21 protein-coding genes are annotated in these 17,067 nt (G+C 68.0%); 9 read left to right on the top strand and 12 right to left on the bottom strand.

Going from position 1 to position 17,067, the window contains the following annotated elements; translation table 11 throughout:
• Nucleotides 1–5: 5 nt before the first annotated feature.
• Complete coding sequence (locus L1F06_RS20825; RefSeq protein ID WP_129482979.1) at nucleotides 6–1,346, top strand: aminotransferase-like domain-containing protein; 1,341 nt, start codon at nucleotides 6–8, stop codon at nucleotides 1,344–1,346.
• Here L1F06_RS20825 and L1F06_RS20820 read toward each other — a convergent pair.
• Both L1F06_RS20820 and ahr read right to left on the bottom strand, forming a co-directional pair.
• Entirely contained in the window at nucleotides 1,343–1,783 is a 441-nt protein-coding gene (locus L1F06_RS20820) for an acetyltransferase (RefSeq protein ID WP_129482978.1), read from the bottom strand. The two genes, L1F06_RS20825 and L1F06_RS20820, sit on opposite strands and share 4 nt — an antisense overlap.
• A 59-nt stretch (nucleotides 1,784–1,842) precedes the next feature.
• Nucleotides 1,843–2,874 (bottom strand): NADPH-dependent aldehyde reductase Ahr, encoded by a 1,032-nt coding sequence (gene ahr / locus L1F06_RS20815; RefSeq protein ID WP_129482977.1) that lies wholly within the window; start codon nucleotides 2,872–2,874, stop codon nucleotides 1,843–1,845.
• Nucleotides 2,875–2,998: 124 nt separating this feature from the next.
• Here ahr and L1F06_RS20810 point away from each other — a divergent pair, with 124 nt between their 5' ends.
• Nucleotides 2,999–3,619: a pseudouridine synthase gene (locus L1F06_RS20810; protein WP_129482976.1), complete on the top strand. Its 621-nt coding sequence runs from the start codon at nucleotides 2,999–3,001 to the stop codon at nucleotides 3,617–3,619.
• 194 nt (nucleotides 3,620–3,813) lie between these two features.
• On the opposite strand, the gene L1F06_RS20805 is transcribed toward L1F06_RS20810, so the two are convergent.
• The 5 genes from L1F06_RS20805 to L1F06_RS20785 all read right to left on the bottom strand — a co-directional run bounded on the left by L1F06_RS20805 (nucleotide 3,814) and on the right by L1F06_RS20785 (nucleotide 6,740).
• On the bottom strand, nucleotides 3,814–4,206 hold the full coding sequence (locus L1F06_RS20805) for a globin (RefSeq protein ID WP_096825574.1): 393 nt from the start codon (nucleotides 4,204–4,206) through the stop codon (nucleotides 3,814–3,816).
• A gap of 80 nt (nucleotides 4,207–4,286) precedes the next feature.
• A complete protein-coding gene (locus tag L1F06_RS20800; RefSeq protein ID WP_003240295.1) occupies nucleotides 4,287–4,505 on the bottom strand; it encodes a DUF2788 domain-containing protein in 219 nt (72 codons plus the stop codon).
• Nucleotides 4,506–4,595: 90 nt separating this feature from the next.
• A complete protein-coding gene (locus L1F06_RS20795; protein ID WP_012019674.1) occupies nucleotides 4,596–5,075 on the bottom strand; it encodes an Lrp/AsnC family transcriptional regulator in 480 nt (159 codons plus the stop codon).
• Between the two features lie 362 nt (nucleotides 5,076–5,437).
• Nucleotides 5,438–6,316 carry a cation diffusion facilitator family transporter gene (locus L1F06_RS20790; RefSeq protein ID WP_096825575.1) on the bottom strand — a complete coding sequence of 293 codons (879 nt, stop codon included), beginning with the start codon at nucleotides 6,314–6,316 and terminating at the stop codon, nucleotides 5,438–5,440.
• Nucleotides 6,317–6,320: 4 nt separating this feature from the next.
• Entirely contained in the window at nucleotides 6,321–6,740 is a 420-nt protein-coding gene (locus tag L1F06_RS20785) for a hypothetical protein (RefSeq protein WP_003240301.1), read from the bottom strand.
• Nucleotides 6,741–6,871: 131 nt separating this feature from the next.
• On the opposite strand from L1F06_RS20785, the gene hrpB reads away from it, so the two are divergent.
• Both hrpB and L1F06_RS20775 read left to right on the top strand, forming a co-directional pair.
• Nucleotides 6,872–9,406 (top strand): ATP-dependent helicase HrpB, encoded by a 2,535-nt coding sequence (gene hrpB / locus L1F06_RS20780; protein WP_129482975.1) that lies wholly within the window; start codon nucleotides 6,872–6,874, stop codon nucleotides 9,404–9,406.
• Between the two features lie 7 nt (nucleotides 9,407–9,413).
• Nucleotides 9,414–10,220 carry a TlpA family protein disulfide reductase gene (locus L1F06_RS20775; RefSeq protein WP_012019671.1) on the top strand — a complete coding sequence of 269 codons (807 nt, stop codon included), beginning with the start codon at nucleotides 9,414–9,416 and terminating at the stop codon, nucleotides 10,218–10,220.
• A gap of 4 nt (nucleotides 10,221–10,224) precedes the next feature.
• Here L1F06_RS20775 and L1F06_RS20770 read toward each other — a convergent pair whose 3' ends face one another.
• Nucleotides 10,225–10,959 carry a substrate-binding periplasmic protein gene (locus L1F06_RS20770; RefSeq protein ID WP_012019670.1) on the bottom strand — a complete coding sequence of 245 codons (735 nt, stop codon included), beginning with the start codon at nucleotides 10,957–10,959 and terminating at the stop codon, nucleotides 10,225–10,227.
• A gap of 93 nt (nucleotides 10,960–11,052) precedes the next feature.
• A complete protein-coding gene (locus L1F06_RS20765) occupies nucleotides 11,053–12,141 on the bottom strand; it encodes an endonuclease/exonuclease/phosphatase family protein (protein WP_129482974.1) in 1,089 nt (362 codons plus the stop codon).
• Nucleotides 12,142–12,231: 90 nt separating this feature from the next.
• Here L1F06_RS20765 and L1F06_RS20760 point away from each other — a divergent pair, with 90 nt between their 5' ends.
• Genes L1F06_RS20760 through L1F06_RS20750 form a run of 3 tightly spaced genes read left to right on the top strand, consistent with a single transcriptional unit; the run spans nucleotide 12,232 to nucleotide 14,090 of the window.
• Nucleotides 12,232–12,471, top strand: coding sequence for a CDGSH iron-sulfur domain-containing protein (locus L1F06_RS20760; RefSeq protein WP_003240311.1), 240 nt, complete (start codon nucleotides 12,232–12,234; stop codon nucleotides 12,469–12,471).
• 30 nt (nucleotides 12,472–12,501) lie between these two features.
• Complete coding sequence (locus L1F06_RS20755; RefSeq protein ID WP_012019668.1) at nucleotides 12,502–13,347, top strand: SDR family oxidoreductase; 846 nt, start codon at nucleotides 12,502–12,504, stop codon at nucleotides 13,345–13,347.
• Nucleotides 13,347–14,090, top strand: coding sequence for a substrate-binding periplasmic protein (locus L1F06_RS20750; protein ID WP_129482973.1), 744 nt, complete (start codon nucleotides 13,347–13,349; stop codon nucleotides 14,088–14,090). Before L1F06_RS20755 ends, L1F06_RS20750 begins: the two co-directional genes overlap by 1 nt.
• 7 nt (nucleotides 14,091–14,097) lie before the next feature.
• Here L1F06_RS20750 and L1F06_RS20745 read toward each other — a convergent pair whose 3' ends face one another.
• The 3 genes from L1F06_RS20745 to L1F06_RS20735 all read right to left on the bottom strand — a co-directional run bounded on the left by L1F06_RS20745 (nucleotide 14,098) and on the right by L1F06_RS20735 (nucleotide 15,782).
• On the bottom strand, nucleotides 14,098–14,535 hold the full coding sequence (locus L1F06_RS20745; RefSeq protein ID WP_129482972.1) for a VOC family protein: 438 nt from the start codon (nucleotides 14,533–14,535) through the stop codon (nucleotides 14,098–14,100).
• Between the two features lie 34 nt (nucleotides 14,536–14,569).
• A complete protein-coding gene (locus L1F06_RS20740) occupies nucleotides 14,570–15,235 on the bottom strand; it encodes a YciC family protein (protein WP_003240326.1) in 666 nt (221 codons plus the stop codon).
• A 61-nt stretch (nucleotides 15,236–15,296) separates the two neighbouring features.
• Nucleotides 15,297–15,782, bottom strand: a complete 486-nt coding sequence (locus L1F06_RS20735; RefSeq protein WP_129482971.1) for a YbaK/EbsC family protein — start codon at nucleotides 15,780–15,782, stop codon at nucleotides 15,297–15,299.
• 101 nt (nucleotides 15,783–15,883) lie between these two features.
• Here L1F06_RS20735 and L1F06_RS20730 point away from each other — a divergent pair, with 101 nt between their 5' ends.
• Together L1F06_RS20730 and L1F06_RS20725 are read left to right on the top strand one after the other, a co-directional pair.
• On the top strand, nucleotides 15,884–16,363 hold the full coding sequence (locus L1F06_RS20730) for a LabA-like NYN domain-containing protein (RefSeq protein WP_003240331.1): 480 nt from the start codon (nucleotides 15,884–15,886) through the stop codon (nucleotides 16,361–16,363).
• Between the two features lie 7 nt (nucleotides 16,364–16,370).
• Entirely contained in the window at nucleotides 16,371–16,970 is a 600-nt protein-coding gene (locus L1F06_RS20725; protein ID WP_012019664.1) for a 3'-5' exonuclease, read from the top strand.
• Nucleotides 16,971–17,067 lie beyond the last annotated feature (97 nt).

Below are 17,067 nucleotides of genomic sequence, written 5' to 3'. Positions count from 1 at the left end.
AAACAATGTGGCTCCCTGACCTGTCCAGCATTTCCTTGCCCACCTACCTCGCCCTGGTGGAGGCCATCGCCGCCGCCATCGGCCGCGGTGAACTCAAGCCCGGCGAACGCCTGCCGCCGCAGCGGCGCCTGGCCTGGACGCTGGGTATCAACCCGAGCACGGTGATGCTCGCCTACCGCGAGGCGGCGCGTCGGCATCTGGTCTCCGGCGAGGTCGGCCGCGGCACCTACGTGCTGGCCGGTAGCCGCGAGGCGAGCCTGTTCCGCCTCAAGCAACCGGCTGCGCAGGGTGAACTGATCGACCTGTCGACCAATGTGCCGGTGCACGATCCGGACAACCGCGACCTGTCCGTCAGCCTTGCCGCGCTGGCTGCACGCGGCGAGCTGGATGGGCTGCAGGCCTATCCCTCGGCGGCGCTGGTCGAGCGCGCGCACCTGGCCGGCGCCACCTGGCTGCGCCGCCGCGGCCTGGAACTGGCGCCGAACGGCCTGCTGCTCTGCGCCGGCGCCCAGCAGGGCGTCTCCGCAGCGCTGCTGGCGCTGTGCGAGGCCGGCGAGCCGATTCTGGTAGAGCGCTTCACCGCGCCGGGGATCAAGGCCGCCGCGCGCCAGTTGCGCCTGCCGCTGCATGGCGTGGCGATGGACGAGCGCGGCATCCTGCCCGACGAGCTCGACCGCCAGGCACGTGCCACCGGTGCTCGCGTGGTGGTGCTTACCCCCTGCCTGCAGAACCCCACTGGCGCCAGTCTGGACGCCGAGCGGCGCGCCGCCATCGCCGAGGTGGCGCGCCGACGCGAGCTGTGGATCGTCGAGGATGACGTCTACGGCGTGCTCGGCAGCGCGGCGCCACTGGCGGTGCAGGTGGCCGAACGCTGTCTGCTGATCAGCAGCCTGTCCAAGAGCGTGGCCCCGGGTTTGCGCCTGGGTTTTATCGCCGGCGCACCCGAGCTGCTCGAGCGTATCGACCCCGAAGCCCAGGCCACCCGCTGGGCGGTGACGCCGCTGAGCCTGGCGCTGGCCTGCGAATGGGTCGAAAGCGGCATCGCCGAACGGCGCCTGGCCTGGCAGATCGAGGAATTGCAGCAGCGCTGGCGCCTGGCCGCGCGGGTGCTCGGGCCGCGCATGCCGCAGGGCAGGGCGGTGGCGCCGCATCTGTGGCTCGATGGCGCGCCGCCGGCCGGTTTGGCCGAGGCCTGTCGGCAGCATGGCGTGGAGGTGGTGCCGGCCGAGGTATTCGCGGTGGAGGCCAATCCGGGGCATGCGGTGCGCATCAGCCTCGCCGCGGCGGCCAGCCGGGTTGAGCTCAAGCGTGCATTGGAAGGGATAGTCGCAGCCTGGCCCGTTTAGCCAAGAGACATATGCAGAATCGGAAAGGGCCGCCCGCCGCCATCCAGACGCGAGCGATCGGTCACCACGAAACCCAGGTGCTGGTAGAAACCAACGGCCTGCGGGTTCTGCTCGTTGACGTCGACCCGCGTAGCGCCCAGCTCGTCGATGGCGTGGCGCATCAGCCGCTTGCCCACGCCCTGACCGTGACAGGCCGGGTCGACGAAGAGCATTTCCACCATGCCCTCGGCCGTGCCGAGAAAACCCAGGATTCGCCCCGCATCATCGCGTGCGCAGGTCAGCTGCACGGCCGGGAAATACTGCTCGCGCAGCAGCGGCTTGATTACCTGCAGGTCGCTCTCCGGCAGGAAGTGGTGGGTGGCGCGCACGGCGGCCTCCCAGATTTCCACCAGGGTGGGCAGTTCGGCAGGGCTGGGGGTGTCGAGAGTCAGTGGCATGAGGGCAGGCATCTTGGATGAAGCGGGGCGCAGAGCATGCCAGCTCCGCGCCCATGCTGTCATTTGCTGGCGTCGAGCACCACGCGATAGCGCGCCTTGCCGCTGCGCAGGTGGTCGATGGCCGCGTTCACCTGGCTCATGGGGAATTGCTCGACCTGCGGCAGGATCTGGTGGCGGGCGCAGAACTCCAACATGGTCGCCATGGTGCTCGGCGAGCCCACTGGCGAGCCGGACAGGCTCTTCTGCTGCGGGATCAGGTTGAACACGTGCACCGGGATGGCGCTGGGCACGATGCCGACGAAGTGCAGGCGACCCTTGCCACGCAGGGTGGCGATCAACGCCTGCCAGTCCAGATCGGCGCTGGCGGTGACCAGGAGAAAATCCAGCGTGCCGGCAATCGCCTTCATCGCTGCGCTGTCGGTGGAGGCCACCACCTTGTGCGCGCCCAGGCGCTTGGCTTCGTCCTGTTTGTTCAGCGAGGAGGTGAAGGCGGTCACCTCGCAGCCCCAGGCGTTGAGAAAACGCAGCGCCAGGTGGCCGAGGCCACCGATGCCGACCACGCCGACGCGGTCGGTGGGCTTGATGTCGAATTCCAGCAGCGGGCTGAACACCGTGGAGCCGGCGCAGAACAGTGGGCCGACCAATGCCGGGTCGAGCCCGTCGGGCAGCGGCACGGCCCAGGCCCAGTGCGAGCGCAGGCGGTCGGCGAAGCCGCCGTGGCTGCCGACGATGGTCGGCTTCACCGAACGGCACAGCTGGTGCGAGCCCTCCATGCACGAGCCGCAATGCATGCAGCTGCCCTTGTACCAGCCGATGCCGACGCGCTGGCCCAGCTTGAGGCCGCGCGCCTGCTCGCCGAGACGGACGACGGTGCCCACCACTTCATGACCGGGGATGAAGGGGTAGCGCGCGTTGCCCCATTCGTTGTCGATCATCGACTGGTCGGAGTGGCAGATGCCGCAGTATTCCACCGCGATCTCGACTTCCTCGGCACCCAGCGGGCCAGGGTCGTAGCTCAGGGGCTCCAATGGTGCCTTGGGCGCGGTGGCGGCCCAGCCGCTGAAAGTGGCGAGTTCGGCGCTGCTGCTCATGGCTGACTCCTGTTTCGAGGGGAGGGAATCAGCAGCTTAGTCGCCGCGTCGCGGCGGGGAAGCACCATCAGCGCCGCTTATCGTGAGTTACACTGCAAGGCCCAGTTCCACCGAAGCCTGTCGCATGTCTCGCCCTCGTCCTCCTGCCAGTCGCCGTCCCGCTACCCCGCACCGTGTGGCCAAGGCGCCGCCCGCGCAGCCGCGGCTGATCCTGCTGAACAAGCCGTTCGACGTGCTGACCCAGTTCAACGACGAGCAGGGCCGCGCCACCCTCAAGGACTTCGTCGAGGTGCCCGGCGTCTATCCGGCCGGGCGCCTGGATCGCGACAGCGAAGGCCTGCTGCTGCTGACCAACGACGGCCGCCTGCAGGCGCGCATCGCCGACCCTAGGCACAAGCTGGCGAAGACTTACTGGGTGCAGGTGGAGGGCGAACCGAGCGAGGCGCAGCTGCAGCAGTTGCGCGATGGCGTGACGCTCAATGACGGCCCGACCCTGCCGGCCGAGGCGCGGCTATTGGACGAACCGCAGCTGTGGGACAGGAATCCGCCGGTGCGCTTTCGCAAGAGCGTGCCGACCAGTTGGCTGGAGCTGGTGATCCGCGAGGGGCGCAACCGCCAGGTGCGGCGCATGACCGCCGCGGTGGGCCTGCCCACGCTGCGCCTGGTGCGTGTGGCCATCGGCCCCTGGACGTTGAGTGGCCTGCAACCTGGTCAATGGTGCGAGGTCCCGGCGTTATTGCCATAGGGAACGCCACTGCCGGCGAAGTGGGTGCGCACGGCGCCGGTGTCCCCGTAGGGTGCGCCGCGCGCACCAGGGTTCCCGTGTCGCCGCTGGACGACGGGTACAGGAGGAGAACGGCGACGGCCGCGGTGATCGGTGAGGCGCACCGCGCAGCGGACGTTTTGTCGCAGAGGCCGACCCTGGCGAAATGACCTGAATCAATAACCGCCCTTGATCACGGCGATACCTTTGTTCAGCACTTCACGCCAGGCCTGGCGTATGTCCGCGTCGCACTCCTTGTCGTGTTCGCTGATGGTCAGCAGTAGCGCGTCGAGCCACAGGTCGTAGAGTTCGGGGCGGATATCCAGGCGCTGGCGCGAGTGCGATTCGCCAAGGGCGCGCAGCTTGGTGTCCGGCATGCCGCGGGCATGCATCACCAGATTCATGATGCCCTGGCGCAGCAGCTGCTTCTGCGCGCTCATGTCGGTATCGACGAACTTCTCGCGGATCAGCGGCGAGCTGGCGAGGAAGTGGCGGTAGAAATCGTCGAAGAAGGCGGGGCTGGCGCAGCAGCGTCCATAGCTCTGCATCACCAGATTGGCGGCGCTCATGTGTAACTCCTTGGGTTGCTGGCCGCCTCACCAAGGCGGCCCTGAATCGATCGGACGCGTGGCGGGCGCTGGGCGATACGTCAGCCGTGGATACCGCGTGCGGTCTCGATGATGTAGGTGATGATGGGTTTCGCCAGGAAGGCGAACAGGCACAGGCCCAGGCCGAGGAACAGGATGGCGGTGCCGAGACGGCCGGCCTTGGACTTCTTCGCCAGGTCCCAGATGATGAAGAACATGAACAGCATCAGCCCGCCGACCAGCACGTACATCATCAGGGCTTCGAATTGTTCGGTTTCCATGGGACCTCGGGATTCGGACGGAAAAAACAGGGCGGGGATTATACGCGCCCTGTCTTGGACCGCGGCATGATCCGTTTCTCCCTGCGACTTTCAGTCGCGCAGGTGCTGTAACGGCAACTGGGTGCTGGACAGGATCTGCTGCAGCACGAAGCTCGAGCGCACGCTGGATACGCCATCGATGCGGGTCAGGGTGCCCAGCAGCAGCTTCTGGTAATGATCCATGTCCGGTACCACCACCTTCAGCTGGTAGTCAGCGTCCATGCCGGTGACCAGGCAGCACTCCAGCACCTCCGGGCATTTGCGAATCTGTTCCTGAAAATGTTCGAAGCGCTCCGGCGTATGCCGGTCCATGCCGATCAGCACGTAGGCGGTCAGGCTCAGGCCGAGCTTCTTGCGGTCGAGCAGCGCCACCTGGCCGAGAATGTAGCCATCGTCTTCCAGTTGTTTGACCCGGCGCGAGCAGGGCGAGGGCGACAGGCCGATACGTTCGGCCAGTTCCTGATTGGACAGCCCGGCGTCGCGCTGCAATTCGGCAAGAATGTTCAGGTCGTAGCGGTCGAGTTTGTTCATTGCGCGCGGTCCCCGTTATCGAATTGCGAGCAATGATGATCCTTTAGGTGAAAATTGCGCAATAGCCTGGTCGATAAGCAATATTCGCAATCTTCTTTCGGCGCCACAGGCGTAAGCTTTCTCTCAGTTTCACGGCCCGGACGACAAGTCCTACCGGACTCGCCCAACCAGGTGAGCCGGCGCCGACGGTCCTACCGGACCGCACCGGCACCCGGGTCCGCACTGCCCAACCAGGCGGGCGACGAAAGCGGCGACAACATCGCCAGTACCGGACAGATTCCCCGAGGGGGCCGCAAGGCCCCTTTTTTATGGCCTGCAAATGGCCAATCGCGAGGCCGGCTACGGCAGTCGAGGGGCCAGTCTCAGTGCCTGACGACCTCGGGCGGGTCGGCATGCACCAGCACTTCGGATCTCGGGTAATGCTCGCGAATCGCTCGCTCCACTGCCACGCAGTGCGCGTGCGCCTCGGACAGGCTCATCTCGCCCGGCAGCTCCAGATGCAACTGGACGAACCAGCGGGTGCCAGAGACGCGGGTGCGCAGGTCGTGTGCGCCGAGTACGCCGGGCACGGCGCAGGCGAGCTGGTGCATGTGCTGGCTGACCTCGCTGGGCAGCGCCTCGTCCATCAGCACCGCCACCGCGCCGCGCACGATGCTGATGGCGCTCCAGAAGATGTAGAAGGCGATGCCGATGGCGAAGATCGCATCCATCTGCAGCCAGCCGAAGCGGGTCAGCAGCAGGGCGAGCAGGATGCTGCTATTGAGCAGGATGTCGGAGCGGTAGTGCAGGGAATCGGCGTGGATGGCGGTGGAGCCGGTCTCGCGTACCACCTTGCGCTGGAAGCCCAGCAGGGCGAGGGTCAGTGCCAGTGACAGCAGCATCACCGCAATGCCGACGCCCTCGGCCTCCAGCGGCTGCGGCGCCTGCAGGCGCTCGATGCCCTGCAGACCGATGAGCACCGCGCTGACGCCGATGAACAGCGCCTGGCCCAAACCCGCCAGGGCCTCGGCCTTGCCATGGCCGTAGCGGTGGTCCTCGTCGGCCGGGCGCAGGGCGAAATGCACGGCGATCAGGTTGATCAGCGAGGCGGCACTGTCGAGCAGCGAATCGGTCAGACCCGCCAGCAGGCTGACCGAGCCGCTCAGCCACCAGGCGATGGCCTTGGCCAGCACCAGGGTCAGCGCTACTGTCAGCGCTGCCCGGGTGGCCAGGCGCATCAGCCTGGCATGGGGCGCGTGCATGGCCTCAGGCGGCCGGGCGCAGACCGTAGGCGGCCAGTTGCTCGGTGCTGCCGCTGTGCTGGATCAGGCGCGGGTCGTCCAGCGGCAGCTGATGGCCGGTGCTGCTTTCGATCAGCGCCTTGAGGGCGTACTGGTCGACCTTGCCGTCTTCGCCGATCAACTGCTTGAGCTGCTGCGGATCGACCTGAGCGGTCTGGCCCTGCGGCAGGTAGATGGCGCCGGTGGCGAAGTCGACGGCGAAGGCGATCAGGCCGGGAATCACGTAGAACAGGATGCCGATGGCGTTGGCCCCGGCGATCAACGGGTCGATCTGGCCTTCGATCTGGCCGCGACGATCCGGATAGAAGATGGTGCCGCAGGCGGTCAGTTGAGTGAACAGGGTTGCGGCGACAACGCCGGCGATAACTCGGGATTTCGTGCGCATCGAGCACCTCCATGGAAAAAAGTGGCGCAACTATAGCAAGGCGGTGATTGCAAAACTGCTGCTCGATCTTTCTGACTCGCGGGGCGGTTGGCAGTTCGCCGTTATAATCGCCGGCTTGCTGCGGAGAGACCATGAACGCCCTGCCCATCGATGCCCTGTTACCTGCCCTGCGCGATGCCTTGAGCGCCCGCCACGAAGTGGTGCTGGAGGCGCCGCCCGGCGCCGGCAAGACCACCCGCGTGCCTCTGGCGCTGCTCGATGCGCCCTGGCTGGCCGGACAGACCATCCTCATGCTCGAACCACGCCGACTGGCCGCCCGCGCCGCCGCCGAGCGCCTGGCCAGCGAGCTGGGCGAACGGGTCGGCGAGACGGTGGGCTACCGCATTCGCCTGGACAGCAAGGTGGGGCCGAACACGCGCATCGAGGTGGTCACCGAAGGCATCCTCGCCCGCCGCCTGCAGGACGATCCGGCGCTGGAAGGCGTCGGCCTGGTGATCTTCGACGAATTCCACGAGCGCAGCCTGGATGCCGATCTGGCCCTGGCGCTGACCCTCAACGGCCGCGCCATGTTCCGCGGCGAAGGCAGCGGCGAGGCGCCGCTAAAGGTGCTGCTGATGTCCGCCACCCTGGAAGGGGAGCGTCTGGCGGCGCTGCTTGGTGAGGCGCCGGTGCTGCGCAGCGAAGGGCGCATGTTTCCGGTGGATATCCGCTGGGGCGCGCCATTTCAGCCAGGCGAGTGGATCGAGCCACGGGTGCTGCAGACGGTGCAGCAGGCGCTGGCCGACGAGCCCGGCAGCCTGCTGGTGTTCCTGCCCGGGCAGGCCGAGATCCGCCGCGTCGCCGAGCAACTGGGCGAGGCGCTGGCGGGGCGCGACGACATTCTGCTCTGCCCGCTGCATGGCGAGCTCGATCTGGCCGCCCAGCGCGCCGCCATCGAGCCGGCGCCGGCGGGTACGCGCAAGGTGGTGCTGGCCACCAATATCGCCGAGACCAGCCTGACCATCGACGGCGTGCGCGTGGTGGTGGATGCCGGCCTGGCGCGGGTGCCGCGCTTCGACCCGGCCAGTGGCATGACCCGTCTCGATACCCAGCGCATCTCCCGGGCTTCCGCGACCCAGCGTGCCGGCCGCGCCGGGCGTCTGCAGCCGGGTGTGTGCTATCGGCTGTGGTCGCAGGCGCAGCACGAGCAGCTCAGCGCCTATTCCGGTGCGGAAATCCTTGCGGCCGATCTGGCCGGGCTGGCCCTGCAACTGCTGCGCTGGGGCGTGACGCCACAGGAGCTGAGCTGGCTCGACGTGCCGCCGCCGGCTGCCTACGCGCAGGCGCTGGATCTGCTCGGTCGCCTCGGCGCGCTGGACGAACGTGGCGCGCTCAATGCCCATGGCCAGGCCATGGCCGAGCTGCCCAGCCATCCGCGCATCGCCCATCTGCTGCTGCGTGGTCAGGCGCTGGGCCTGGGCGCGCTGGCCTGCGATCTGGCCGCGCTGCTCTCCGAGCGCGACATTCTGCGCGGCGGCGGCGCCGATCTGCACAGTCGCCTGGCCCTGCTCAGCGGCGAAAGCCGCGCCACGCGCAGCGCTCAAGGCGGCGTGCAGCGCGCCCGGCAGCTGGCCAAGCAGTTTCAGGGACTGCTCAAGGGGCGGCCGGTCATTGGGGCGGTGAGCGACCCCGAGCACCCGCGCTGGCTCGGCTGTCTGCTGGCCTTCGCCTACCCCGACCGCATCGCCCAGCAGCGCCGTGCCGGTGGCGCCGACTACCGCCTGGCCAACGGCCGCGCCGCACAGTTCGGTGAGGCCGATGCGCTGATGAAGCACGAATGGCTGGTGGTGGCCGACCTGGGTAGCCGTCAGGGTCAGCGCGAGGAGCGCATCTATCTGGCCGCCGATCTCGACCCGGCGCTGTTCGAGCGCGAACTGGCCGAACAGGTCACGACGCTGGAGGTGCTCGACTGGGACGAGCGCGAAGGCGTGCTGCGCGCCGAACGTCAGCGCAAGGTGGGCGAACTGGTGCTGGAGCGCCAGGCACTGGCAGCGCTGGACGAGGACACGCGCAGCCGCGCCCTGGTCGGGCTGGTGCGACGCAAGGGCCTGGAGCTGCTGCCCTGGACGCCCGACCTGCGTCAGTGGCAGGCGCGCGTGGCGCTGCTGCGCGAGCTGGACCTGCAGCAGCAGGGGCAGAGCGAATGGCCGGACCTGTCCGATGCCGCGCTATTGGCCAGCCTCGAGCAGTGGCTGACGCCGTTCCTGGGCAAGGTCAACCGCCTCAGCCACTTCGCCAATCTCGACCTGCCGGCGATCCTGCAGACGCTGCTGCCCTGGCCGCTGCCGCAACGCCTCGACGAGCTGGCGCCGCGCACGCTGAGCGTGCCGTCCGGCTCGCGCATCGCCATCGACTACACGGAAAACCCGCCGGTGCTCGCCGTGCGCCTGCAGGAGCTGTTCGGTCTGGCCGCCACGCCGCGCATCGCCGGCGGCCGCCTGGGCCTCAAGCTGCACCTGCTGTCGCCGGCGCGCCGGCCGGTGCAGGTCACCCAGGATCTGGCCAGCTTCTGGGCCAACACCTACCTGGAGGTGAAGAAGGACCTCAAGGGCCGCTATCCCAAGCACTACTGGCCGGACGACCCGCTGATCGCCGAACCCACGGCGCGCGCCAAACCCCGCAAATGAGGTGTTCATGTTGACCCTGGATATCGGGCCGCTGGCCCTTTCTACGTCGCACCTGCTGTTGCTCGGCAGCCTGCTGCTGGCCACCCTGGTCGGCTGGTGGAGCGGCCGCAGGCTGGGCTGCAACCCGGAGCGGCAACTGTTTCGCCAGTTGCTGCTGGGCCTGCTGGTGGCGCGTCTGGCCTTCGTGCTCAGCTACGCCGAGTTCTATCGCGAAGCGCCCTGGCAGGTGCTGGACATTCGTGACGGCGGCTTCATCGCCTGGCCCGGCGTGCTGGCGGCGCTGGCCCTGGGCGCCTGGTATCTATGGCGCGACGCCCGCCTGCGCCGGCCGCTGGGCGTGGCGATGGCGTTCGGCCTGAGCCTGTGGCTGGGCGGCAGCCTGTTGCTGCACGCCCTGGAGCGGGGTACGCAATTGCCGGACCTGCAGCTGCAGGACGCTCAGGGCCGCACGGTGAACCTGCGTGATTACGCCGGGCAGCCGCTGGTGGTCAACCTCTGGGCCACCTGGTGCCCGCCGTGCCGTCGCGAGATGCCGGTGCTGGCGCAGGCGCAGCAGCGCGAGGCCGGCATCCGCGTGCTGTTCGTCAATCAGGGCGAGAGCGTCGGCGAGGTCGAGGCCTACCTCGCCAGTCAGAATCTGGAGTTGCAGCACGTGCTGCTCGACGCTCAGGTACGTCTCGGTCAGCTGGTGGGTTCGCGCGCCCTGCCGACCACGCTGTTCTACGACGCCCAGGGGCGTCAGGTCGGCAGCCATCTCGGTGAGCTGTCGCACGCCAGCCTGCAGCGGGCGTTGGCCGCGCTGCGGCCGGAGTGAGGCGTCACGGCAGCCAGAGGTCCTCGCCGGCCTCTTCCAGTTCCTCATAGGCACGGTCGAGCTCGTCGCGCAGGCGCTCGGCATCCGCGGCGCGGCGCGAGAAGATCAGCTTCAGCGGCAGGCGCTGCACTTCGATGAAGGGCAGCTCGCGCATGCCCAGCAGCTGCCTGGCCTCGTCCACCGGCGTCTGGTAGTCCAGCAGGTAATCGCCACGCCGGCGCAGCAGCATCTCCAGGGCCGAGGTGTGGCTGGCGGTGCGGTGCTGGGTGATTTCACGCGCCGGGTCTTCCAGCCACCGGTTGACCTCCTGCCAGTAGCTGTAGCCGGTGATCAGGATCACGCCGCGTCCGTTCAGGTCGTCGGGCACGCGCGGTGGCGGGGTGTCGTGGCGAAAGTACAGGTTGAGGGTGATTTCACCGAGCAGGTGGCGACCTTCGAGGGTGTGCTCGGTCAGCTCGGGTTTGCCCGATGCCCCCGTCCACACCTCCACGCTGCCGTCGATCAGGCCGCCATAGAGGCGCGCACCGGGGTAGGAGCGAAACTCCGCCTGGTAGCCGGCCTGCTCCAGCAGGCGCGCGGTCAGCTCGAGGCCGGAGCCGCTGGGCTGGCCTTGGGCATCCGTGTAGGAGTACGGCGGGAATTCGTAATAGCCGACATGAATGCGGCGTTTGGCGTCGTCCGCATGGGCAGCGGGCAGCCAGAGCAGGGCGATGAGTAACAGGCAGAAGCGTCTTGGCATCCGGTCGTCGCGGCTCTTCGCCGTCTTGTCGTTATGGGCTGGTGCCCTGCGAGCATGGACAACTCCTGGTGGACTTGTCCAGTCCCGCCCCGGTTATTCCTCGCTGGGCAGAAAGAAGCGACCGATGACCGGCAGGTGGTCGGAGATGCCCAGGGTGTCGTGCTGGCGCACCTGGCTGGCGAAGGGCGTCAGGCGCGGGCTGTAGAACAGATAGTCGAGGGTGCGATCCGGGCCGCTCGCCGCCGGGTCGTTGGGGTAATGGGTGTACCACTGCGCTTGCTGTGCGCCGCTGGCCTGCTGCAGGCTGGGAATCATCGGGTAGCGCCCGGCCAGATCCTGCAGTTCGCTGTCGGCGGCGTACCAGCCGCGCTGGTTCTCCGGCAGATGCTGGAACTGGCCGGGCGGCAGCAGGTTGAGGTCGCCGCCCAGGATCCAGGCGCTGGCGCCTGCCTGCAGCTGCTGCAGCAGCGCATCGGTCATCTGCACCTGACGCCGCATGGTGTCGTCGCCCTGAGCGAAGGCATCGAAATGGGTATTGATCGCCACCAGCTCGCCGCCGCCACGGATCGGCAGGTGGCTGACCAGCAAGGCGCGCTTGAGCTGGAACTGGCGGCTCAGCGGGTCGCTGGGGATTTCCGGCAGTTGCAGGCGTTCGGCGCGGGCGATCTGGAAGCGGCTCAGGGTGCCGAGCTTCATGCCGACGCTGCCGAGGATGCGCGGGTGCGGGACGAACGCGGCCTTCCAGTAAAAGGCCTGGCTGCTGCACGGGTAGAGATCGGCCAGGCGTTCCTGCAACAGGGCCAGCTGGTCCTGATAGTCGCTGGCCTTGGCGCCGTCGTGCAGCTCCTGCAGCAGCACCAGATCCGGCTGCTCGTCGCGCAGTACGCGCACCACTTCGTCCAGGGTGGCGGCCAGATCGTCGCTGCTCGGGCGCTCGTCCGGGCCATCGCCGCCGGGCAGGTCGTACCAGAACACATGGCGTTTGCCGGCCAGGTACTGCACGTTCCAGGTCATCACCTTGAGCGCCTGGCCCGGTTGCAGCTGCGCCACCTTGCCGTTGCAGGCCAGCGGCGCCGGCTCGTGCGCGGCGGGGCGCCAGGTCAGGGCATGCAACAGGGCGAACAGGGCGCCGAACAGCAAAGCGATGATGAGCAGCAGACGGAACGGGCGGGACAGGGACATGGCGACGCGGACGGCTATGCTGAAGGGAGGCGAGGATACCCGACTGTGGCCCGCCGGCCCAGGCTCGCGGCATTCTGCCGGGAGGTTGAAATGAACCAGCCGCTGATCGCCCAGCGCGGCCCCTACGCAGTGGATGTGGAAGCCGGGCAGGACTATTTCTGGTGCCGTTGCGGGCACAGCGCCAGCCAGCCGTTCTGCGACGGCAGCCACAAGGGCAGCGGGCTGACGCCGCTGAGGTACCATGCCGAGCGCGCCGAACGGGTATTTTTCTGTGGCTGCAAGCACACGGCCACGCCGCCCTGTTGCGATGGCAGCCATAACAGGTTGTAGTGTCGCGAGGGCAGTGCAGGGGAGCAGCGCATGTATCGCAAGGTGTTCGCCAACAAGGTGTTCGATCGCAAGGTCGTCCTCATCACGGGGGGCTGTGCCGGTATCGGCCGCGCCTTGGCGATGCGTCTGGCTCAGGCGGGCGCGCGCCTGGTGATCCTCGACCTGCAGCAGGCCTCGTTGGACAGCCTGGTGCAGCATCTGGCCGACCACCACAACGCCGAGGCCCTGGGGCTGGTCTGCGACGTCGCCGACGCCGAGGCGGTGCAGCGTGCCGTGGCCCTGGCGGTGGAGCGTTTCGGCGGTATCGACGTGCTGGTCAACAACGCCGGCATCACTCATCGCAGCACCTTCGCCGAGACCAGCCTGGAGGTGTTCCAGCGGGTCATGGCGGTCAACTATTTCGGCGCCCTGCACTGTACGCAGGCGGCGCTGCCCAGCCTGATCGCGCGGCGCGGCCAGATCATCGTGCTCAGCTCGCTGTCGGGCATCGCCCCCTTGCTCTATCGCAGCGCCTACAACGCCAGCAAGCATGCGCTGCACGGGCTGTTCGAAACCCTGCGTTACGAGCTCAAGGGCTCCGGGGTCAACGTCATGCTGGTGTGCCCCGGCTTCACTGCCACCGACCTGCGCAAGAACGCCCTGGTCGGCGACGGCTCGGTGGCCGCCCAGCCGCCCCTGGCGATGGGCAAGGTGGCTTCGCCGCAGGACGTCGCCGAGGCGATCTACCGGGGAGCGCTCAAGCGCCGGCGTCTGCTGGTGTTGTCCAACGTCGACTGGCGCGCCCGGGTGCTGGCGCGCTTCTTCCCGCGGCTGTTCGAGCGGGTATTGCTGCCGCGGCTTTCCGGGCTGCGGCCGCAGGGCTCGGGGCGCCACTGATGCGCAGCTGGCTGTTCGCAATGCTGATGCTGGTGCCGCTGTGCCGGGCCGGTGAAGCCGAGCCCCTGCGGGTGATGACCGACCTCTGGCCGCCCTTTCGCATGGAGGGCGAGAACGGCCGCTTGCAGGGGCTGGACATCGATCTGCTCGACGAGCTGTCACGCCGCACCGGGCTGCGCTTCGAAGTGGAGCGGGCACCCTGGGCGCGCGGCCTGGCAGCGCTGGAGCAGGGCAAGGCCGATCTGATGACCGGGCTGGCCAGAACGGCGGAGCGCGAGCGCTATATCCAGTACCTGAACGCGCCGTACTACGCCTGCTCGCCGCGCTTCTACGCCAGCCCGACGCTGGCCACGCGCCTGGACGACTACGAGAAACTTCGCGGGCTGCGCATCGGCCATGTGCTGGAGTCGGTGTACTTCCAGCCGTTCGACGGCGATCAGAAGCTGAACAAGGTCGGTGTCAGCAACGAGAGCCAACTGCTTCAGATGCTCGCACGCGGCCGCATCGACGTGCTGGTGGGCACCGACTGCCAGGTCGACTACGCCCTGCTCGCCCCCGAGCTGGCCGGGCGCATCGTCAAGGCGGCCTACCGTCCCGAGGCACGCACCGAACTCTACATCGGCTTTTCCCGCCAGCGCCTGCAACGCCTGCCGCAGCTCTCGGCTGCACTGGAGAGCCTGCTACGCGAGGGCTGGATCGCGCGAGCCGCGCTGCGTTACCAGCGAGTGGTGGCGCGTCAGTAGCTGGGCCTCAGCCGTGCTCGTGCGGCTCGACGTACAGCTCGTACATCATCGACATGTCCCAATAGGCCGCCTCGATCTTGTGGCCGTCGAGATCGCGCACGAAACAGCCGTAGTAAGGCTCGCCGTAATCCGGGCGCGGGCCTGGCTGGCCTTCGTCGCTGGCGCCGGCTTCCAGGGCGGCCTGGTGAAAGGCGTGCACCGACTCCTTGTTCGGGGCGACGAAGCCGAAATGGCTGCCGTTGCCGAGGGTAGCCGGCTGGCCGTTGATCGGCGTCTGCACCCAGAATTCCGGGTACTCGCGGCCGAACGCCACGGCGCCGGGATGACGCATGATCTCCTTGCAGCCCAGGGTGGCGAGCACCTTGGCGTAGAAGGCGCTGGCCTCGTCGAAGCGGTTGGTGCCGATCGACACGTGGGACAGGATGCTGGGGTTGGTTTCGCTCATGGCGCTCTCTCCTTATCTGGCCAAAGCTGCAAGCCTAGTCGGTGTTTTCCTCCGGCGCCGATTGCGTGTCGAGGAGCATGAACAGGCGAAACACCACCACCACCGCCAGCAGCTGGAGAAAGCCGTTGCCGGCCTGCTGCAGCACCCACAGCAGGGTGTCGTCGCGGCTCGGCTGCGTCCACCAGTCCAGCAGCCACAATGGCACCAGCACGTTGGCCAGGCAGACGAACACCGGCCAGAAGCGCCCCTCGGTCAGCCCGAAGCTGCTCTGCAGGGCGCGCATCGGCGGCTCCTGACGCAGCACCAGGATCACCTCGGCGAAGGCCAGGCGCACCATGATCCAGATACCCGGCACGATGAACAGCGACAGACCCAGCATGATCACCAGCGTGCTCAGGCCGGCGAGCAGGGCGAAGCTCGGCCACAGCTGCAGCGCGGCGGCGAATAGCTGGCCTGCGCTCGCTTCGCGCCCGCTGCTGCGCGCATGCAGGAAGAGAATCAGCGGCGCGGCGTACAACGGGTAGAACAGCACGCCGAGCAATATGCCGTATGCCGGGTTGGCGTCCGCGCCGAGCTGGGCGGCGAGCAGAACCTGGCAGATGGCTTCGAGCAGCAGCAGGGGCAGGGTGATGCGGGCGATGGCCGCCAGGTTGTGACTGAAGAAAAACCAGGCGTCGCGCAGGACGGACAGAGGCTTCATCGGCAGGTTACCAAGTGTGGGGGCGAGGGCGCTGGCCGTTCGCCGAGGCAGTCGAATGGGTTCAAGGGTACTCCAGCTGCGCATTGGGCTGCGCCGCGAGCAGGCGCGGCAGGGCGCTGCCCGGTACCTCCAGGGTGAGCCCGGGCGGGCCGGGCGAGTACAGCAGAAAGTCGCAGCCCAGCACCTGGCGGTCGATCACCAGGGTGATGCTGGGGTCATGGCCGAAGGGGCAGGCGCACATCGGCACGCAGCCGGTGTGCTCGCTCAGCTCCGCGTCGCTGGCAACACGTGGCCGGCTGCCGAGCAGGTGCTTGAGCCTGGTCCAGTCGGCGCGGGCACCTTCGAGGCTGACCAGCATGGCGTAGCGCTGCGCCGCGATGCGCAGGAACAGGCTCTTGCTCTCCACGCCGCGCAGGCCGAAGCGCTGGCGCACGGCGTGGGCGGTTGGGTAGTCCAGCACCGGTTCGTGTTCGACCAGGCGGTGGTCGATATTCAGGCTCTGGAGCAGGTCGAGGTTGCGCTGGCAGAGGCGTTCGAGAGGCGTCATGGCGGCTAGGATAGGGGCTGCGCCACGCCCGGGCCAGCCCCGGACGCAGGATGCGGCCGGCTCTGGCATACTGGCGCCTTCGTCGCCCCCGAGGACTCCCGGTGAAGAAGATCGCCGTATTCGCCGATGTGCAGAACCTCTACTACACGGTGCGCCAGGTCCATGGCTGCCATTTCGACTACAGCGTGCTGTGGGCCGAGGTCAGCCGCCGTGGCGTGATCGCCGAGGCCTACGCCTACGCCATCGATCGTGGCGATGCCAAGCAGCAGCAGTTCCAGCAGATCCTGCGCAAGCTGGGCTTCACCGTGAAGCTCAAGCCCTATATCCAGCGCGCTGACGGCTCGGCCAAGGGCGACTGGGACGTGGGCATCACCATCGACGTGCTCGACGCGCTCGAGCGGGTCGACGAGATCGTCCTGGCCTCCGGTGATGGCGACTTCGATCTGCTGCTCGAACGCGTGCGCAGCCGGGGCGTAGAGGCCATCGCCTTCGGCGTGCCGGGGCTGACGGCGCAGTCGCTGATCCGTGCCGCCAGCCTGTACGTGCCCATCGAGGGTGAACTTTTGCTCCGTAATCATTGAGGCGTACGTGGAATCCATTGCAGTAATCGATTTCGAAACCACCGGCGTGTCGCCGAGCCAGGCGCGCGCTACCGAGATCGGCGTGGCGATCATCGAGGACGGGCGCATCGTCGACCGTTACCAGAGCCTGATGAACAGCGGCGCCTGGGTGCCGCCGTTCATCGAGCAGCTCACCGGCATCAGCAACGCCATGCTGCGCAAGGCGCCACCGTCGGAGCAGGTGATGAACGAGGTGGCCGACTTCATCGGCGAGCGGCCGCTGCTGGCGCACAACGCGTCCTTCGACCAGAAGTTCTGGGACGCCGAACTGGCGCGCGTGCGCCGGCGTCGTTCGCAGCCCTTCGCCTGTTCGCTGCTGCTCTCACGCAGGCTGCTGCCGGAGGCGCCGAGTCACAAGCTGGGCAACCTCAATGCCTGGGCCGGCCTGCCGGATACCGGCCGTGCCCACCGCGCCCTGGCCGACGCCGAGATGGCGGCGAACCTCACCCTGCATCTGTTCGGCTTGCTGCGCGAGCGTCATGGTCGGTACCAGGCCGACCATGCCTTTCTCTGCCAGCTGCAGAGTCTCTCGGCCGCCAAGGTGCGGGCGCTGCTGGCCACGGCTTAGCCGTCGTAGCCCGGATGCAATCCGGGGGGCGCTATTCCCGGATTGCATCCGGGCTGCGCAGCGGTGCTTTACGGGCACGAACGGGTAAACTACGCGC

The sequence above is a fragment of the Pseudomonas hydrolytica genome (assembly GCF_021495345.1).
Lineage (GTDB): Bacteria > Pseudomonadota > Gammaproteobacteria > Pseudomonadales > Pseudomonadaceae > Aquipseudomonas > Aquipseudomonas hydrolytica.
The sequence above is the reverse complement of the archived record's forward strand: the minus strand, read 5'-3'. Positions and strand labels throughout refer to the sequence as shown.

Bases quoted from the DNA above. Each gene is read 5' to 3' on its own strand.
- L1F06_RS20825 (WP_129482979.1), top strand. From the start codon at position 6: ATGTGGCTCCCTGACCTGTCCAGCATTTCCTTGCCCACCTACCTCGCC.
- L1F06_RS20820 (WP_129482978.1), bottom strand. From the start codon at position 1,783: ATGCCACTGACTCTCGACACCCCCAGCCCTGCCGAACTGCCCACCCTG.
- ahr (WP_129482977.1), bottom strand. From the start codon at position 2,874: ATGAGCAGCAGCGCCGAACTCGCCACTTTCAGCGGCTGGGCCGCCACC.
- L1F06_RS20810 (WP_129482976.1), top strand. From the start codon at position 2,999: ATGTCTCGCCCTCGTCCTCCTGCCAGTCGCCGTCCCGCTACCCCGCAC.
- L1F06_RS20805 (WP_096825574.1), bottom strand. From the start codon at position 4,206: ATGAGCGCCGCCAATCTGGTGATGCAGAGCTATGGACGCTGCTGCGCC.
- L1F06_RS20800 (WP_003240295.1), bottom strand. From the start codon at position 4,505: ATGGAAACCGAACAATTCGAAGCCCTGATGATGTACGTGCTGGTCGGC.
- L1F06_RS20795 (WP_012019674.1), bottom strand. From the start codon at position 5,075: ATGAACAAACTCGACCGCTACGACCTGAACATTCTTGCCGAATTGCAG.
- L1F06_RS20790 (WP_096825575.1), bottom strand. From the start codon at position 6,316: ATGCACGCGCCCCATGCCAGGCTGATGCGCCTGGCCACCCGGGCAGCG.
- L1F06_RS20785 (WP_003240301.1), bottom strand. From the start codon at position 6,740: ATGCGCACGAAATCCCGAGTTATCGCCGGCGTTGTCGCCGCAACCCTG.
- hrpB (WP_129482975.1), top strand. From the start codon at position 6,872: ATGAACGCCCTGCCCATCGATGCCCTGTTACCTGCCCTGCGCGATGCC.
- L1F06_RS20775 (WP_012019671.1), top strand. From the start codon at position 9,414: ATGTTGACCCTGGATATCGGGCCGCTGGCCCTTTCTACGTCGCACCTG.
- L1F06_RS20770 (WP_012019670.1), bottom strand. From the start codon at position 10,959: ATGCCAAGACGCTTCTGCCTGTTACTCATCGCCCTGCTCTGGCTGCCC.
- L1F06_RS20765 (WP_129482974.1), bottom strand. From the start codon at position 12,141: ATGTCCCTGTCCCGCCCGTTCCGTCTGCTGCTCATCATCGCTTTGCTG.
- L1F06_RS20760 (WP_003240311.1), top strand. From the start codon at position 12,232: ATGAACCAGCCGCTGATCGCCCAGCGCGGCCCCTACGCAGTGGATGTG.
- L1F06_RS20755 (WP_012019668.1), top strand. From the start codon at position 12,502: ATGTATCGCAAGGTGTTCGCCAACAAGGTGTTCGATCGCAAGGTCGTC.
- L1F06_RS20750 (WP_129482973.1), top strand. From the start codon at position 13,347: ATGCGCAGCTGGCTGTTCGCAATGCTGATGCTGGTGCCGCTGTGCCGG.
- L1F06_RS20745 (WP_129482972.1), bottom strand. From the start codon at position 14,535: ATGAGCGAAACCAACCCCAGCATCCTGTCCCACGTGTCGATCGGCACC.
- L1F06_RS20740 (WP_003240326.1), bottom strand. From the start codon at position 15,235: ATGAAGCCTCTGTCCGTCCTGCGCGACGCCTGGTTTTTCTTCAGTCAC.
- L1F06_RS20735 (WP_129482971.1), bottom strand. From the start codon at position 15,782: ATGACGCCTCTCGAACGCCTCTGCCAGCGCAACCTCGACCTGCTCCAG.